Raw genomic sequence first — 17,824 nt, forward strand, 5'->3', positions numbered from 1 at the left:
ATACTACTTTTCGTCGGCTCGCTCGAAGTCCTCGCTCCAGACGCCGAGTTCGTCCTTGTAGAAGTCGGCCGCTGCCGGGTGGAACGGGACCCCGTCGTACATGTTTTTGACCCAGAAGTCGTTGCTCTCGAAGGTTGCCAGAAGACCGTGATACTCCGTCAGCTCCGCCTTCTTCTCGTGCATCGCCGTGAGGAAGTCGTAGACGGTGTCGTAATCGAGGTCGTTACGTGCGACGAAGTTGTACGCGAAGGTCGGGGCAGCGATCTCGCCCGGCGTCGTCGCGTTCTCGATCTGACCGGTGTCGACCGTCTGGGAGAGGAGCCGCTCGTCGTCCTGCCAGGCCTGTGCGGTCGAGTCCTCGACGTCGAGGACCTTCATGTCGACTTCGCTTGCGGTCTGCTGGAGCCAGCTCGGGTTCGCCGCGAAGTTCATCAGCGTCCCGACGCCGACGTCGAGCTGATTCTCGTTCATCGCGCTGCCCTGACTGCCGTAGCCGACGCTGACGCGCTCGTAGTCGCTCGCCGCGTAGCCGAGTGCCTTCTCGAGCGCGGGCGCGGTCCCGGAGCCCTTCGGCGTCGGCGACACCTTCGTGTCGGCGCCGATGTCCGACAGCGTCTCGAGGTCCGAGCTGTTGGTGATGAAGAACCACGGCAGGTCGTAGTAGTGAAAGACCTGAACCATGTCGAAGTTGAGTTGGTCGTACGGATCGTTACCCTGCTGGACGTCGTAGGCCGACCAGTTCTGGATGTAGACCATCTCGGCGTCTTCGCTCTGGAGCGCACCGATGTTCGCTTCCGTCCCCTGACTCGTCTGGGCTTCGACGAAGAGATCGTCGGTCTGATCGTTGACTGCACTTGCGAGCCCCTGGTTCGCACCGTAGGCCGTCGTGCTCGAGGTCGATGTCCGCATTCGGACGGTCGTCTGGCCGCCGTCGCTGCTGCCCCCGGTACAGCCCGCCAGTGCAGTCGCAGCGCCGACGCCGGTCGCTGCGAGGAGTGATCGTCGAGTCGTACCCGTGCTAACGGATGTTCGCTTTTCCACCATGGGACACACCTTCATAGTTACTTGTTATAATCCTTCCGCTATCTGTCGAAATCGCCGCATCGGACGCTGCCGATCAGCTCCACCGTGAGACAGTCTTCGTCGGCTTCTTTCGTGTCAGTGTCTTGTCAGTGGGGCGACGACCGTCGTCCGGCCTCGGTGCTCGTCGGACCGCCGACTCGACGCCAGTTCCACGGGCGAGTCATACGCTTGATAATACGTACCGCAACGCCTATTGCACCGTTGGCAAAGTATGACGTATGCTGGATTTCGTTCAGCTCGAGGAGGACCTCGACCAAGAAGAGCGGATGATCCGGGACACTGCCCGGGAGTTCGTCGACGAACACGTCAAGCCCGACATCGGTGACCACTTCGAGAACGGGACGTTCCCGAAGGAGCTCATCCCGAAGATGGGTGAGCTCGGCTTTTACGCGCCGAACCTCGAGGGGTACGGCTCGCCGAACGTCTCGGAGACGGCCTACGGACTGTTGATGCAGGAGCTCGAGGCGGGTGATTCGGGGCTACGCTCGATGGCGTCGGTGCAGGGGGCGCTCGTCATGTACCCGATCCACGCGTACGGGAGCGAGGAACAGAAAGAGGAGTGGCTGCCGGCGATGGGGCGGGGCGAGGCGATCGGGTGCTTCGGACTGACGGAGCCCGAACACGGCTCGAACCCGTCGGCGATGGAGACCTACGCCGAGCGTGACGGCGACGGCTACGTCCTGCACGGCTCGAAGACGTGGATCACGAACTCGCCGATCGCCGACGTCGCCATCGTCTGGGCGCGAGACCGCTCGGCCGAGGACGACTCCGTGCGCGGGTTCTTGGTCGAAACCGACCGCGACGGAATCACGACCAACAAGATCACCGAGAAGCTGTCCCTGCGCGCCTCGATCACGGGCGAGATCGGACTGAACGGCGTGCACGTCCCCGAAGAGAACGTTCTGCCCGGCGTCTCCGGGATGAAGGGGCCGCTGTCCTGTCTCACGCAAGCCCGCTACGGAATCGCCTGGGGCGCGGTCGGTGCCGCCCGGGACTGCTTCGAGGAAGCGCGCCAGTACGCGATAGACCGCGATCAGTTCGGCGGTCCGATCGGTCGCTTCCAGCTGCAACAGCGCAAGCTCGCCGAGATGGGCACGCAGATCACGCTGGCTCAGCTCCTGGCCCACCGACTCGCCGAACTCAAGGAACGCGGCGAAATGCGACCGCAGCACGTCTCGATGTCGAAGCGAAACAACGTTCGAACGGCCCGTAACCAGGCCCGGATCGCCCGCGAGATGCTCGGCGGTAACGGTATCACCACCGACTACTCGCCGATGCGCCACATGGCCAACATGGAGACGGTCTACACCTACGAGGGAACCCACGACATCCACACGCTCGTCCTCGGAGAGGAGTTCACCGGGCTTCAGGCGTACCAGTAACGCCCGACCCGCTGGGCCGCTTTTTTCGACTGCGTCTCCCACGGCGACGACCGCTCGGTTTCGGGATCGGCTCACGGTCGAAACCGGGACGACTGTTCGTTATGCCGACACGGTCGTCCCGACATCCGGAACATTGATTGCGCAGTGCGAACAGCATCGGATATGAACACGGATCGGGACGAACTCGAGGCCGACGGCGCGGGCGTTTCGACGACGCGGAAAACGTTCGAGCTGCTCGAGGCGCTCAAAGCCGAGGAGGGGCTCTCGATCGCGGAGCTCACCCAGCGGACGGCGCTCCCGAAGAGTACGGTCTACCGCCACCTGCAGACGCTGACCGATCTGGGCTACGTAATCGAGCGCGACGGCGACTACTACGTCGGCTTCCGGTTCGTCGAACTCGGTGAACAGGCGCGGTCCCGGAAGGTGGGATACACGGCCGCCAAGCGAGCGGTGTTCGAACTCGGGCAGGAGACCAACGAGCGCGCGGTATTCATCGTCGAAGAGGACGACGAGGCCGTCTACGTCCACCGCTACGGGAGTCTCACGAACACGATGATCGGCCAGCGACGGCCGCTGCACTCGATGGCCTCGGGCAAGGTCATTCTCGCGGAGTGGGACGACGACGCGGTCGAGACCTACGTCGAGGATGCGGGGCTCGAGGCGACCACGACCAACACGATCACCGATTCCGACGCCCTGTTCGACGAACTCGAGCGGATCCGCGACCGGGGGTACGCCGTGAACAACCAGGAACACATGGAGGGGCTCCGCGGCGTCGCCGTTCCCGTCTATACGCCAGCCGACGACTTTCTCGGGTCGCTGGCCGTGTTCGGGCCGACCAGCCGGTTCACCGACGAGTACGTCCACGGCGAGTTGCCGACCACCCTCCGAGACAAGGCCGGCGAGATCAAAGTTACGCTCGCGTACGGCTGACGGGGTCGAGACGCTGTGATCCGCGGCCCGCGACGACCAGCCGAACCGAACCCGTCCCGTCCGTTTGCGTTTCACTGGACGAAACGGACTCCCACAGGATAGATCGTTCCGGTCGACCGGCGATCGAAACGTTCGGTATTCGGAACGACGAATCCGGATAGTGAACACCGGCCTTCGAATACTGAAACGACCCCGTCATTCTCACCGAAACGACTTTCCGGGGCTTCCGGGATATCGTAGTCGATGACCGAGCAGCACACGGGACCGGGACCGGACCCGAAAGTTCTGCGACTCGTTCGGAAGTACGAACTCGAGGGCGTGGGTGACGAACTCGAGGCTCGATGGACTCGGTCCGAGAACCGTGCGAGTCTGCGAACGCTCGCCGACTCGTTCAACGAACGCCTCCTTCGGGCCGCGCTCGCCGACGCCGGCGTCGACACGATCACCGACGATGTCAGCCGACTGTACGCCCTCTTGGACGGCACCGAGGGAAGCCGCGGCGAGCGAACCGCGGCCAGGCGGCGACTCGAGCGGGCGGGCGTCGACGTCGAGACGCTGACGAACGAGTTCGTCTCCTACGGGGCGATTCGATCGTACCTCACGAAGTACCGGGGCGCATCGGTTCCGGATACGGACGACTGCGTTCGGGAGACGGAGGGGCGGACCATCGAAGGGCTCCGCCAGCGGACGGTGGCGGTGACGGAAAGCAAACTCGCCCGGCTGCAGGCGACCGACCGGCTACGACTCGGCTCGCACCGCGTCCTCGCCGACGTGCGAGTCCTCTGTGAGGACTGCGGCCGGCAGTACGACGTCGCGACGCTGCTCGAGCTCGGAGCCTGCGACTGCGACGACCCGTAGTCGACCGGCCACGGACGAGTTGCCGCCGGGGCATAACAACCGTACTACTGTTATGGGTTCGTGTTCGTTCTCGAGTCAAACCGGATCGACCGACAGTATCGCTCCGATAGATGTACGATTCACAAATTAGTAATCACAATTATGTGTAAGTGCGAAACGGGAACAACCGGTGAAAACCGTCCCCGCGCAGTCGATTCACGTTATTGGCGATATCGGCGCCGAAACGCCTTCTGTGAGTGAACTAACGCTGTCGACTCTTTTCAGACTGACGTCACCGTGGTTGCAGATTTCAGACCTGTATAAAACGTATAAAATCACATCCGAGTCGCTTACGATCGCTCGGGTGCGTTGGGTCCTCTTCACACCGGCCTCCGATATGCAATTGAAATTTCGAGTATACAATTCGGTAAATGAGAGATATACATCACGTACCTCGGTGGATCGAACCGAAATCGGCCGGGCGAGGTCGATCGGGCGCGACCGGCCCGTCCGAGGGTTTATCAGACAACCCGCGGCCAACGAGGGTATGTCGAATCGGATTCGATCGTCGCGGCGAACCGTCCTGCAAACAGTCGGCGTCCTCGGTTCGATTGGAGTCGCCGCCGTCTCGACCGCCGTCGCGCGGATCGACGAAACGGACCGGGACGACGATCCGTCGCTCGCTCCGTCCTCGAGCGGCACCGACGACCCGCCGACCGAGGCGAGCCGATACATCGGCGTCGTCGATCGGATCGTCGACGGACAGCACGTCGTTCTCCTGTTAGAGGACTGTGAGACGGTCGTCGACCAGCTCGTCGTTCCGGTCACCCGCTTCGACGGGATCGCGGAGGGCGATATTTTGCTGGCCGTCGTCAGGAACGACGAACTGCTGACCTATCAGCGGCTGCCGGAAAAACCGACCGACTGTCCGCTCTCCGGGACCGAGTGATAGTCGCCGATCGGCGGGGGCGACGCGGTTCGTCTCGAGGTGCCCGCCGGCCGCAATTTCGCGTCGCCGGTCGCCGCTGCGATCGCCGGTTTGTGGATGACTACCGTCCCACACGCCCATAATCCGCAAGTAACACGCCTACCCCGCGGAAACCCGTTCGTTCTCGTATGACGATCACGAGCGCGTCCGAACGGCGGTTGGATCGGCCGGGGACCAGCGGACTCCGAGCCACCTTTTTCGGCGTCTGGTTCGTCGACCTCGTGGCGACGGTCCTGTTCTTTACCGTCCCGTACGCGTACGAACTGAATCCCGTGACGGTTTTCCTCTACGATCTCTTCGGGCTCGCTGGCGTCGTTCTCGCCGCCCTCATCTACGCTGGATTCGTGATCGGTATCGGGTACGTCCTCTCGAGACCGCTCGACGTCGGCTTCGTGGTGAGCGTCGTCGTCCTCTACGCACTCTTCGCGAGCAACAACGTCGTCCTCCTCGTGTCTCGCGAACCGTTGCTGGCCCCGATCGTCCCGTAACCGGACGCCGGACGAACTGCAGCGGTCCGACGTCGATTCGGGGATCTCTCGGCAACCGTTCGACCGTCGGCAGGCCGAGGGGCCCGGTCGTCGGCGCCGCCGCTACGGACCTCCTGAGCGGTATGTTTTAATACCGACTAGTGAGGACGGATCGGTATGTCCGGAGACGTCGATTCGCCGGTGGAGGCGAGACGATGAGCGCGTACGAGGAGTTTTGGACCATCGTCTGCGATCACGCGGCGATCTTCTATCTCATGCTCGTCGCTGTCACCGTGATGGGGGTGTTGAACCTGGCGGCGATGGTACTCGGCGATCAGTCCGAGGGGGCGTTCGTCGTCTCGGTGATGGTCTTCGCCATTCTCGGCGTCACCTGGGTCGGGCTCGCCGTCGTTCTCCGCCACTGCAATCGGCTCTGAGGAGCGCGTCCGCCGCTCGTCCGCGCCGACCAGTCCGATCCCACCTCTCGTTGGCGAGTTGAACCGTAGCGTTCTTTTACCTGTAGCTGGTGTGCGCTAGCTATGCCCACACAGGTTCCGGACGACGAGCCTATCCTCGAGACTGCACGGAACGAGCCCGAAAACGTCGATATCGACAGGGTCGTCGCGCTGCTCGACGCCGACCAGGGGCAGGTCCGCAACGTTGCGTTGCGGTGTCTACTCCTCGTCGCGAACGACGACGCCGACCGCGTGGCGGCGATCGCCGACCGCGTCATCGACTGTCTGGACGACGAGTTTTCCGTGGCGGGGAGCACCGCCACTGCCGTCCTCGGGACGATCGCGGCCGACCGTCCCGACGCGGTCCGGCCGGCGCTCCCGACGCTGGTCGAGACGCTCGACGAGCACCCGCCACGAACCGGCTACAGGGCGGCACGGGCGCTGGGGCCGTTGCTCGAGTCGGATCCGGCCGGGTTCGTGCCGGAGGCGGATCGGCTCCTCGACGTGCTGGTCGATCCGCCGACGGTGTGGGCACCCGATGCGACGGAACTGCAGGACGTTCCCGAGGAACGGCGAGCGTCGATCGCGAACCTGCTGGCGTCCCGACGCGACGAGATCGCGAAAGACGAGGCGCGAACGAGGGGGATACGGGAGTTCGCGGCGCACGCGCTGGTCGAAGTCACGGCGCTCGAGCCCGACGCGATCGCCGACCGGATCGACGAACTCGCGCCCGCCCTCTCGAACGACCCGCCCCTCGCTCGCGCGGCGACGATCGACGCGGTCGCGAACGTCGCCAAAGCCGATCCGACAGTCGTCGAGCCGGCGATCGGCCCGTTGATCGACCGACTCGAGGACGACGCCGAGTTCGTCCGCGCACACGCGGTCCGTGCGCTGGGCTTCGCCGAGGCGACGGACGCGGTCGGACCGCTTCGAGACGTGGCCGATGACGGCGACGGTGAGCTCGGTGAACTGGCCGCGGACACCGCCGATTGGCTCGCCGAGTCGTCCTGAACGGGGGCGTTCGCCGTCGCTGGTTTCGTTACCGCGTCTCGTGTCGTCGAACGGGCCGGGACGTTCGGTGTGCGGTGCGACACGCCACTGTGCGCCCCCGCAATATAGTTCCCCTTAACACATCCCTACACTTATGTATGTTCAACATTGACTAAGGGACCGTATGGTTCGCAGCCAAACAAGTGGGGACTATAGCGATATAGTATCCCGAAGAGAATTCGTATCGCTCACGGGTGCGACTGGTGTCGCTGCGGTCGCCGGCTGTCTCGGCGGCGGTAGTGGTGATGACGGCAACTGGTTCGTCGGTACCCAGGCCGACTTTCCGGCCAGCAACTATCACTGGAACCCTCTCGTCGGCTGGGAGATTCCGCACGACGAGTTCGGGCTGTTCGCCCAGTGGACCCAGTATCTGGTCGACGACGACGAGTTCCACCCGCACCTCGTTCGCGAGTGGACACACGACGACGGCGAACTGACGCTCACGCTCTCCGAGGAGTTCACGTGGGGCAGCGGTGACGACGTCACCGCCGAGGACCTCGTCTTCCAGCTCGAGGTCCTCGAGGCGGCCGATCAGCCGGTCTGGCAGTTCATCGACGACGTCGAAGCGACCGGCGACTACGAGCTGACGGTCTCCTATCCCGAGGGAACGAACCCGGACCTCATCGAGTACGCGCTGTTGCCCGAACGGGCGGCGTACTCGCCGGCAACCTTCGAGGGCGAGAACTGGGAGGAGGATCCCGCAGGTATCGAAATCGACGAACCCGATCCGTCGGGGCCGATCGCGCTGACGGAACACAACGACACGTACTCACAGACCGAGCCCCGCGACGGACTCGACGACTACGCCGATCACCACCTGGCCGACCGGTACAACTGGGACGGCTACCGGGTCGAGTTCCGCGACGGGAACAACAGCGCCCACGAGTCGCTGATCAACGGCGAAACCGACGGGCAACACAGCCTGTTCGCTCCCCCGGAGGTTCTCGAACAGTTCCCGGACGACATCCACGAGTTCCGCGTTCCCGGGGGCTTCGGGATGGCTATCTGGTTCGATCACGACGAGGAGCCCTGGGACCAGCGGGCGGTCAGACAGGCGCTGTACCACTCGATCGATCGCGAGGGGGTGATCGGAACGATCGGTGAGAGCACGAAGGTCAGCCACCATCCCGCACCGACCGGACTCACGTGGGCCAGCGTTGACGACTGGCTCGGCTCCACCGAGCCGGACGGGTTCACCGTCTACGAGTACGATCCCGACCGCGCCGAAGAACTGCTCGACGAGGCCGGCTACGAGATGGGCGAGATCGGGATCGAGCTGACGTACCCGCAGACCTGGTCCGACTGGGCGGACGCGGCCAGAATCATCGTCGACCACCTCAATCAAGCCGGCTGGGACGCGTCGACCGATCCCCGATCCGAAGGGCCGGGGAGCTACGCGGGGTCCGGTCCCGACCTCTTCGTCGACCAGCACACGGAGGGGGGTGCGCCGCGCATGAACCACCCGTACTTCTCGCTGGATTACATTCTTCGCAACCGGCTGCGCGATACCGACGGTCACTTCGCGAACTACCCGTCCGAGGTCGACCTCGACGGGGAGACGATCGATATCGAAACGGAACTGGACACGCTCGCGACGACGACGGACGAATCCGAGCAACGGGAGATCGTCGAACGGTTGGCTCGTGTCGTCAACGAGGACGTGCCCTGTATCTACGTCATGGAGAAGTACGAGCAGTCGTTCGTCAACGGCGATCGGTTCGAGATCCCCGACGACTCGCCGCACTGTTACTCCTACTGGCCGATGTGGTGGCTCCCGAAGGTCGACGAGAGCCTCGAGGGGTACGACACGCCCGGCCTGATGAAGTTCGACGACTGACCGACGGTTGCTCTCTCCCTTCGCTATGAACTGGTATCTCAAGCGGACCGGACAAGCACTGTTCACGCTCTGGGCGGTCGTGACGATCGCGTTTGTCCTGGCGTGGAACGTTCCAGGATCCCTGGTCGATCACATGGTCGACCGGATCGTCCAGAACAGTAACATCGACCCGGAGGTCGTGCGGCAATCGATCGAGAGCCGGCTCATGTTCGACCCGGACGCGTCGGTGGTCGAGGCGTACGTGACGTACATGTCGGCACTGCTCGACGGCAACCTCGGTTACTCCTTCGTGGCCGGTCAGGACGTCACCGCGACGCTCTCCGAGGCCGTCCCCTGGACGCTCCTCGTGATGTCGCTCGCGACCCTCGGGATGTTCGCCGTCTCCCTGGCGCTCGGCGCGATCATGGCCTACCGGGAAGGATCGTGGTTCGACCTCGTGAACACATTCGTGGGGATCGTCACGACCTCGATACCCTACTTCGTCGCCGCGTTCCTGTTGATCCTCTGGGTCGGCCACAGCGACGCGCCGATCCTCGAGCTGTTCCCGCCGCGCGGACGGCAGCCGCCGCGAGTCGACCCCGGCTTCACCCTCGCGTTCGTCGGGGGGGCGCTCAGACACGCGACGCTGCCGGCGCTGTCGTATATCGTCACCGGCTACGGACTGCTCGCCCTCTCGATGCGGGGCAACAGCATCCAGACCCTCGGGGAGGACTACGTCAGGGTCGCCGAACTTCGCGGCCTCTCCTCGCGACGGATCGCGCTCCGATACGTCGGACGCAACGCCATCCTCCCCCTCTACACCAGCCTGTTGCTCTCGATCGGGTTCATGCTGGGATCGTCGGTGGTGCTCGAGCAGATCTTCCAGTACCACGGCGTCGGCTACTGGATGTACGAAGCGATAGACGCCAACGACATCCCACTGATGATGGGCACGTTCATCGTCATCACGGTGTGCGTGGTGATCGCCACGTTCGTTGCGGACATGACCTACAGTATGCTGGATCCGCGGATCAAATCGGGTGAGCAAGGTGAAGCGTACTGAGGACGGTCGCGGCGACGCGGACGGCGACCGTCGCACCGACGGCGGCTCCGGCGGCATGTTCGGCGACTCGGCGGCCACGGTCGTCACCCGTCGCCAGCGCGCTCGGGAAACCGTCGACGAGTCGGTCGTCGCCCCGTTCAAAGTGGCGTGGTCGGACTGGCGAACGAAAGTCGCGCTGATCATCCTCGGCGGATTCGTCGCGACAGCCGTCCTCGTCTGGCTCCACCAAGCCGGTTACACTCTGCTGAACGACGTGCTTCGGGTCGTCGGCTCCCCCTGGGAACTCGAAGCGCCGCGGAGTCCGGTCGGGGTCGACGAGGAACGGCGCAGCGTGCGGCCGTTCCGGAACTGGCAGCACCCCTTCGGCACGTTCGACAACGGCGTCGACATCCTCTCGGCCATCCTCTGGGCGACGCCCAGCATGTTGCAGATGGTCCTCGCCGGCGGCGTCTTCTCGACGATGATGGCCACGGTGGTCGGAACCGTCTCCGGCTACAAGGGCGGGACCGTCGAGTCCGTCTTGAACACGATCGTCGACATCGCGATGTCGATCCCCGGCCTGCCGCTGGTCGTCGTGCTCGTCGCGATCATCCAGCCGTCGTCGCCGTACGTCGTCGGAATTCTCATCACGATCAACATCTGGGCCGGCCTCGCGCGGACGATCCACTCGCAGGTGCTGTCCCTGCGCGAGAAGTCCTACGTCGAGGCCTCGCGCACGATGGGGATCTCCACCCCGCAGATCATCCGGAAGGACATCCTGCCGAACCTGATGCCGTACATCACCGTCAACTTCGTCTACGCGGCCCGACGGGTCATCTACGACAGCATCGCGCTGTACTACCTGGGGCTGCTCGGCGGCGGGATGGCCGAGAACTGGGGCGTGATGCTCGACTGGGCGTACAACCTGTACAACGCCCTCACCGTCTCGGGCAAGGCGTACATGCTCGTCGCCCCGATGGTTCCGATCGTCCTGTTGTCGATGGCACTGATCCTCCTCTCACAGGGGACTGACAGGCTGTTCAACCCGCGCGTCCGAACGCGCCACGCGGGCGAGACAGTCCGGGAAGACGACACCGACCACGAAGTCAATCCACCGGCCTGAACAATGACCGAGCAAGAGACACAATCCACGCGGACGACACACGGCACAGACAGTACGGACAGTACGAGCGACCGAATCATCGAGATCCGCGACGCCCGGGTCTCCTTCGAGATGGAGCGGGGCGTCTCCCGCGTTCTGGACGATGTCGACCTCGACGTCCAGCGCGGCGAGATCCTCGGCGTCGTCGGGGAGAGCGGCAGCGGCAAGTCGATGCTCGCGTCCGCGATGCTCGACGCGGTGGTCGACCCCGGCGTCCTCTCCGGCGACATCACCTACTACCCCGACGACGGCGACCCCGTCGGCGTCCTCGGGCTCAGCGATCGACAGCTGAAACGGCTGCGCTGGGAGCAGATCTCCATGGTGTTCCAGGGCGCGATGAGCTCGTTCAACCCGACGATGGGCGTCCGCGAACACTTCGTCGAGACCCTCGAGGCCCACGACGACGACGTCGAGGCGGGGATGGAGCGGGCGCGGGAACTGCTCTCGGACCTCTACCTCGAGCCCGAGCGCATCCTCGATTCCTACCCGCACGAACTCAGCGGCGGCATGCAACAGCGGGCGCTGATCGCCCTGTCGCTGGTCCTCGAGCCGGACGTGCTCGTGATGGACGAGCCGACGGCGGCGCTGGACCTGCTGATGCAGCGGTCGATCCTCTCCCTGCTCGAGAACCTCCGGGAGAAGTACGATTTGACGATGGTGTTCATCACGCACGATCTGCCGCTGGTCGCCGAACTCGCGGATCGGATCGCCGTGATGTACGCCTTCGAACTGATCGAGATGGGGCCGACCGACGAGATCCTCCGGCACGCCGCCCACCCCTACACGCGGGCGCTGTTGAACGCGACGCCGAACCTCGACGCGCCGCTCGAAGAGATGCAGTCGATCGAGGGAGCCGCGCCGGACCCGGTGGACGTCCCGCAGGGATGTACGTACGGCCCGCGGTGTCCGCTTGCCGACGAGACCTGCGTCGCCGACGAGCCGGCGTTCACGCGGGCCGGTCCGGACCACGACGTCGCGTGTTTCCACTGGGAAGACGCGGCCGAGGCGGTCCCCTTCACCGGCGAGAGGCTCGACGAGGACCCGGGGGCGTCGATCACGGAGGAGCGCCGATGAGCGGGGCCCCGCTCGTCTCGCTCGAGGAGTGCGAGGTCCACTTCGAGGAGAGCCAGGGCCTGTTCGACTTCGGCGACCCCGAAGTCGTCAGGGCCGTCGACGGCGTCTCGCTCGACATCGAGGAAAACGACGTCATCGCCCTCGTCGGGGAGTCCGGCTGCGGGAAGACCACGCTCGGGAAGACGACGATCGGGCTCCAGCGGCCGACCGGCGGGAGCGTCCGCTATCGCGGCCAGGACATCTGGGACGCGAAGGACGGCCGCGGCAACGTCGACATCCCCTACGACGAGATCCGGCGGTCGCTCCAGATCATCCACCAGGACCCCGGCAGCGCGCTCAACCCGAACCGCCGAGTGATGAAGATCCTCGAGGCACCACTCAAGCGCTGGCAGTCCGGGATGAGCGCCGGCGACCGTCGCCGAGAGGTGCGATCGATGCTCGAGCGGGTCGGGATGACGCCGCCGGACGACTACGCCGGGCGGTACCCCCACCAGCTCTCGGGCGGCGAGCAACAGCGGGTCGCGCTCGTCCGCGCGCTGCTGATGGACCCCGACCTGATCCTGGCGGACGAGGCGATCTCGGCGCTGGACGTCTCCCTGCGCGTCGAGATGATGGACCTGCTGCTCGAGTTGCAGGGGCAGTTCGACACGTCGTTCGTGTTCGTGTCTCACGACCTCTCGAACGCGCGATACCTGGCCGCTCACGCCGGCGGCCGAATCGGCGTGATGTATCTCGGCCAGCTGGTCGAGATCGGCCCCGCAGAGCAGGTCATCAATAACCCGAAACACCCCTACACGAAGGTGCTCCGGTGGGCGACGCCGGATCTCCACGCCGGGACCGACGCGGCGGAGCCGCCGGTTCGAACGATCGACGTTCCCGATCCGACGGACCCGCCGAGCGGGTGCCGGTTCCACACGCGGTGTCCCGAGGCGCGCGAAGCGTGCCGGCGAGCCAGCCCCGCCCCCGTCGATGCGGGCTCCGACCACGAGGTGGCGTGCTTCCGCGAACTCGACGACCACGAGTACTGGTCGACGCCGTCGCTCACCGGAGCGGACGAACCGACCGACGGGCCGTCCGCATCCTCCGATTGAGGTCGCCCCGGCGGGCCCGCGACACCTAATTTTAAGAGCCGTCCGGACGACTGAAAAACCGAATGACCGGTTCAGAGACCGCTTCCCAGAGCGAGGACTGTCCAGTACCCGATCTCGAGCGCATGACGCTGGCCGAGAAGGCCGGACAACTCGTCGGCGCGTTCGTCGGATCGATGGGCGACGTCGACCTGAACGTCGATGACGCGGCGGCGCTCGTCCGCGATGCGGGCGTCGGAACGATCGCTGCGTTCGGAATCGGCGTCTCCACGTATCACGATCCAGAGCGGGTCGCCGAGATCGCAAACCGGCTCCAGCGGGTCGCACTCGAGGAGACGCGCCACGGAATCCCCCTGTTGCTCCCCGTCGACGCCGTTCACGGACACGCGTACGTGGACGGGGCGACGGTGTTTCCCCATGGGCTCGGGGTTGCCGCGACCCGCAACCCCGCGCTCGCGCGGACGGCCGGCGAGATCACGGCGGCAGAGATGCGGGCGACCGGCGCGACGCTCAACTACGGTCCGACGTGTGACGTGGCCCGGGACCCGCGCTGGGGACGAACGTTCGAGACCTACGGCGAGAGCCCGCTGCTGTGCGGGACGTTCGCCCGGGAAACGGTCCGCGGCCTCGAGTCCGACGAGGGGAGTCCGCGCGTCGCCGCGACGGCGAAACACTTCCCCGCCTACGGCGACCCCGCGGGCGGCGAAGACGCCGCGGCGGTGGACCGGTCCCCGAGCACGATCCACCAGCTGTTCGTCCCGCCGTTCGTCGAGGCGATCGACGCCGGTGCGTCGGTGGTGATGCCGTGTTACAACTCGATCGACGGCGAGCCGGCCCACGGCTCGCGGCGGTATCTGACCGAACTCCTGCGCGAGCGGCTCGGATTCGACGGCCCCGTGGCCTCGGACTGGGGCGGGATCGACCACCTTCACGAGGACCACCGCGTGACGGCCACCCAGCGCGACTCGGCGCGGACGACGATCGAGGCCGGGCTCGACCTGATCTCGATCGGCCGCGAGGAGTACGCGGCCCACGTTCGGGACCTCGTCGAGTCGGGCGAGCTCTCGGAGGAGCGACTCGACGAGGCCGTCGCTCGGATCCTCGCGCTCAAGGCGTCGCTCGGCCTCTTCGAGGACCCGTACGTCGACGTCGAGACGGTCCGGACCACGATCGGCTCGTCGGCCCACAGGGCGGCCGCGCTGCGAGCGGCCCGCGAATCCCAGACGCTCCTCGAGAACGACGGCGTGCTCCCGCTGTCCGCGGACGTCGACTCGATTCTGGTCGCGGGACCGAACGCTGCGTCGCTCCGCAACCAGTACGGCGGGTGGAGCGTTCAGGAACCGGACCCGGCGTCCGGATCGACGATCCTCGACGGACTCGAAACGCGGGCCGGCGACGAGCTGACGGTCCGCTACGAGCAGGGCGCAACCCTCCGGGAACGACGGGACCTCGACGCGGCCGCGGACGCGGCGGCCGACGCGGACGTGGCGGTCGTCGCCGTCGGCGAAGGGTGGTACTACCACGAGTTCGGTCCGCGGGAACTCGTCGGGCCGACCGGAAGCTTCCCGACCCGATCCCAACTCGAGTTGCCCCCAGCCCAGCGCGACCTGCTCGAGGCGGTCCACGAGACCGGGACGCCGCTGGTGGTCGTCGCGATCGCGGGGCGGCCGCTGTCGCTCTCCTGGAGCGCCGCCAACGCCGACGCGCTGTTGTACTCCTACTATCCGGGAAGCGAAGGCGGGGAGGCCATCGCGGACGTCCTGTTCGGGAACTACAACCCGTCGGGTCGACTCCCGATCAGCGTTCCGCGCTCGGCGGACGATCTCCTGACGACGTTCAACCACTTCGCGCACCCGACGCCGATCGGTGCCGACGAACACCCCGACACGTACGATCCCCTCTACGAGTTCGGCCACGGCGAGAGCTACACCGAGTTCGTGTGTTCGGACCTGTCGGTCGCGGACTCGCGGATCGGCCCCGCCGAATCGATCGCCGCGTCGATCACCGTCGAAAACGTCGGCGACCGGCCGGGCGATCGCTCGCTCGACTTCTTCCTGCGGGACGAGGTGAGTTCGCGGGTTCGCCCCGTCTGCGAACACGTCGGGTTCGCACGGGTCAGCCTCGCGCCCGGTGAGTCGACGACCGCCGAGGTGACGATTCCCAACGACGCGCTCGCCGTGACCGATTCCAGCGGACGAACGGCGGTCGAGCCGGGGACGTTCGAACTCTCCTGTGAGGGCTGTTCGGCGACCGTCACGGTCGAGTCGAGCGCCGAGCGACGGTAACACCTCGTCGAGACCGCGTTCGCATCTTTTCGTTCCGACGCCGGCCGACGGTACCGACCGCGTTGTAAGCCATCGAGTACTCACGACGTAACTCCCGCTGAACCAGCCGTTTACTCGCACAACGGTCGTCTTCCGAGACTGATCCGGTTCGCCGACTTGCAAATACGTTTGTGTATCGGCTAGTGGAAAACGAATATCCGTACGCAAATCGAGGGACGGAAGCGGAATGTCCGGTACAATCATCGTATATAATATATGTTTGGAACATATGTTCTATCAACAACGAGTCTAGCAGAACATAGATTTTTGTACGACCGGAAACGAGACACAATCTATGGATACACAGATGCTCCGAGGGGCGCTCGAGGACGCCGGGTTGACCGGCCAGCAGGCGGAGGTGTACCTGACGCTGCTCGAGGCGGGCTCGTCTCCAGTCGTCGAAATCGCACACCAGTCGTCGGTCTCGTCCTCCCGGATATACGACGTCGTCCGGTCGCTGGAGGAGGAGGGGTTCGTGGAGACGCTCGAGCGCGATCGATTGTTCGCTCGACCGCGCGAACCGGTCGACGTCCTCAATCGACTGCGACGGAAAAGCGAAATGTTCGCGGACGCCGCCGGCGAGATCGAAGACCGCTGGGAGCGGCCGGATCCCCAGGACTCGCGGATCAGCGTCCTGAAACGGACCGAAACGGTCCTCCGGAGCACCGGGGACGCGATCGCCGAATCGTCCGTCTCCGTCGCGCTGGCCGCGACACCGGAGCAACTCGAGGAGTTACGGCCGACGATCGAGACCGCGGCCGAGAACGGCGTGCTGATCCAGATCGCGATCTACGACGCCGGCGAGACGGACGTTCCCGACATCGACGGCGTCCTCGAAGTTCGGCGCTGCCCCATTCCGGGGCCGTTCCTGGCGATCGTCGACCGCCGGTACGCGTTCTTCGCCCCGAACGTCCACAGCGACCGCTCCTACGGGATCACGATCGGCGACGAGATCCTCTCGTTTATCATGCACTGGTACTTTCGGACGTGTGTGTGGGCGCACAACGAACGGCTCCACGTCGATCGAACCCAGGTGCCGACCTACGTGAGCATCGAGCGGTTCGTCCACGACGCCGCCTCGCTGCTCCGCGACGACGCGGGGATGACGCTGCGGGTGATCGGCCATCGGACGGCGACCGGCGAGCGCGTCGAACTCCACGGCGAGCTCGTCTGGGCGACGTGGGGCAGTCGACTCGGCCTGCCCAACGAACCCACGTACACGGATCTCGCCGGACAAGTCACGCTCTTTCTCGAGACGGAGGGGAAGGTCGTCTCGATCGGCGGCTGGGGCGCGCTGTACGAGGACGTCGAGGCCGAGATCATTCGGGTCGAGGGGATCGACTTTCCGGACCCGTAACCCGCGTCCGTCGGGCCGGCGAACCGCGACGTTGAGCGCCACACCGATCTGGGACCGGGACGACGGGGGACGCCGGTTCGCCAACCGAGGCGATCGAGTCGATCTGGCGATTACATGTATATGGCTGTAATTTAACTGTGAAACTGACGGTCGGTCGGATCACGGGCTGTGCAACGCCCGCTCGTCTCGCGCGAGGAAGAGCCGCACGAATCCGGGACGCGCGTCGATCGGTTCCCCGGTTTCCGAGCGGCCGCACGAGTTCGTCGGTCCGAACCGCCGATCCGCTCTCGCTCGGTGACGACTCGAGACGAACCCTCTCGACGCGATGGTGGGTCGGTAGCGGAGACCGATCGAGTTCGATTCCACCAACGATAGTGGAGTGCCACTGTCGTTGGTTCGCTGCTTCGAGCGTCCGTTCGTTCGATCACGCGAGCGCTGCACTCGAAATAACATATGAAAATAGACCATATTGGGAATATATTCGAAATTTTGTAATTGTCTCTGCCCACCTCTCGAGACCGCCGGTTCGGTCGAGGAAGAGACCGAAGTGCCTGCGAGAAGCCGAAAAACTGCGATAATGGCGATGTGGGTGCCGATCAGGGACGTTCGGAACGAGTACGACGACGGAACTCGGTCCCGTCGTGTGTCCGCGTACTCGATTCCGACTTTCCGACCGATTTCGGGCGGTAGTAGCGTACTACGCGCATTTTCGACAGCGGCCGCCAGTTCGTGCGGCCACCTTTCGACCGAAACGGACGGCGCACGT

15 protein-coding genes are annotated in these 17,824 nt (G+C 65.1%); 14 read left to right on the top strand and 1 reads right to left on the bottom strand.

The annotated features are described in order from the left end of the window. Positions 1–3 precede the first annotated feature (3 nt). Positions 4–1,044, bottom strand: coding sequence for a TAXI family TRAP transporter solute-binding subunit (locus BMX07_RS12600; RefSeq protein ID WP_090618447.1), 1,041 nt, complete (start codon positions 1,042–1,044; stop codon positions 4–6). A 257-nt stretch (positions 1,045–1,301) separates the two neighbouring features. On the opposite strand from BMX07_RS12600, the gene BMX07_RS12605 reads away from it, so the two are divergent. From BMX07_RS12605 to BMX07_RS12675, 14 genes are all read left to right on the top strand, one after another. Further along, positions 1,302–2,465 carry an acyl-CoA dehydrogenase family protein gene (locus BMX07_RS12605; protein WP_090618236.1) on the top strand — a complete coding sequence of 388 codons (1,164 nt, stop codon included), beginning with the start codon at positions 1,302–1,304 and terminating at the stop codon, positions 2,463–2,465. A 162-nt stretch (positions 2,466–2,627) separates the two neighbouring features. Continuing rightward, a complete protein-coding gene (locus tag BMX07_RS12610; protein WP_090618237.1) occupies positions 2,628–3,398 on the top strand; it encodes an IclR family transcriptional regulator in 771 nt (256 codons plus the stop codon). 243 nt (positions 3,399–3,641) lie between these two features. Then, the gene (rdfA, locus tag BMX07_RS12620) at positions 3,642–4,256 is read left to right on the top strand and encodes a rod-determining factor RdfA (protein ID WP_090618239.1); all 615 of its coding nucleotides are present in this window, start codon (positions 3,642–3,644) and stop codon (positions 4,254–4,256) included. A gap of 526 nt (positions 4,257–4,782) precedes the next feature. Further along, positions 4,783–5,184 carry a hypothetical protein gene (locus BMX07_RS12625; RefSeq protein WP_090618448.1) on the top strand — a complete coding sequence of 134 codons (402 nt, stop codon included), beginning with the start codon at positions 4,783–4,785 and terminating at the stop codon, positions 5,182–5,184. A 167-nt stretch (positions 5,185–5,351) separates the two neighbouring features. Further along, the gene (locus BMX07_RS12630; protein WP_090618240.1) at positions 5,352–5,711 is read left to right on the top strand and encodes a hypothetical protein; all 360 of its coding nucleotides are present in this window, start codon (positions 5,352–5,354) and stop codon (positions 5,709–5,711) included. Between the two features lie 194 nt (positions 5,712–5,905). Further along, positions 5,906–6,127: a hypothetical protein gene (locus BMX07_RS12635; protein WP_090618241.1), complete on the top strand. Its 222-nt coding sequence runs from the start codon at positions 5,906–5,908 to the stop codon at positions 6,125–6,127. Between the two features lie 102 nt (positions 6,128–6,229). After that, positions 6,230–7,156, top strand: a complete 927-nt coding sequence (locus BMX07_RS12640; protein ID WP_090618242.1) for a HEAT repeat domain-containing protein — start codon at positions 6,230–6,232, stop codon at positions 7,154–7,156. A gap of 163 nt (positions 7,157–7,319) precedes the next feature. Further along, positions 7,320–9,032, top strand: a complete 1,713-nt coding sequence (locus BMX07_RS12645; RefSeq protein ID WP_090618243.1) for an ABC transporter substrate-binding protein — start codon at positions 7,320–7,322, stop codon at positions 9,030–9,032. 25 nt (positions 9,033–9,057) lie between these two features. Beyond that, entirely contained in the window at positions 9,058–10,074 is a 1,017-nt protein-coding gene (locus BMX07_RS12650; protein WP_090618244.1) for an ABC transporter permease, read from the top strand. Further along, positions 10,061–11,176 carry an ABC transporter permease gene (locus BMX07_RS12655; RefSeq protein WP_217643685.1) on the top strand — a complete coding sequence of 372 codons (1,116 nt, stop codon included), beginning with the start codon at positions 10,061–10,063 and terminating at the stop codon, positions 11,174–11,176. The genes BMX07_RS12650 and BMX07_RS12655 overlap by 14 nt, the downstream gene beginning before the upstream one ends. Before the next feature lie 3 nt (positions 11,177–11,179). After that, a complete protein-coding gene (locus BMX07_RS25560; RefSeq protein WP_090618245.1) occupies positions 11,180–12,289 on the top strand; it encodes an ABC transporter ATP-binding protein in 1,110 nt (369 codons plus the stop codon). Continuing rightward, entirely contained in the window at positions 12,286–13,380 is a 1,095-nt protein-coding gene (locus BMX07_RS25565; RefSeq protein WP_090618246.1) for an ABC transporter ATP-binding protein, read from the top strand. The genes BMX07_RS25560 and BMX07_RS25565 overlap by 4 nt, the downstream gene beginning before the upstream one ends. 62 nt (positions 13,381–13,442) lie before the next feature. Then, positions 13,443–15,662, top strand: a complete 2,220-nt coding sequence (locus tag BMX07_RS12670) for a glycoside hydrolase family 3 N-terminal domain-containing protein (protein ID WP_090618247.1) — start codon at positions 13,443–13,445, stop codon at positions 15,660–15,662. Positions 15,663–15,996: 334 nt separating this feature from the next. Beyond that, positions 15,997–17,058, top strand: coding sequence for a TrmB family transcriptional regulator (locus BMX07_RS12675; RefSeq protein WP_090618248.1), 1,062 nt, complete (start codon positions 15,997–15,999; stop codon positions 17,056–17,058). The last annotated feature ends 766 nt before the right edge of the window (positions 17,059–17,824 follow it).

The organism is Natrinema salaciae (assembly GCF_900110865.1).
Classification (GTDB): domain Archaea; phylum Halobacteriota; class Halobacteria; order Halobacteriales; family Natrialbaceae; genus Natrinema; species Natrinema salaciae.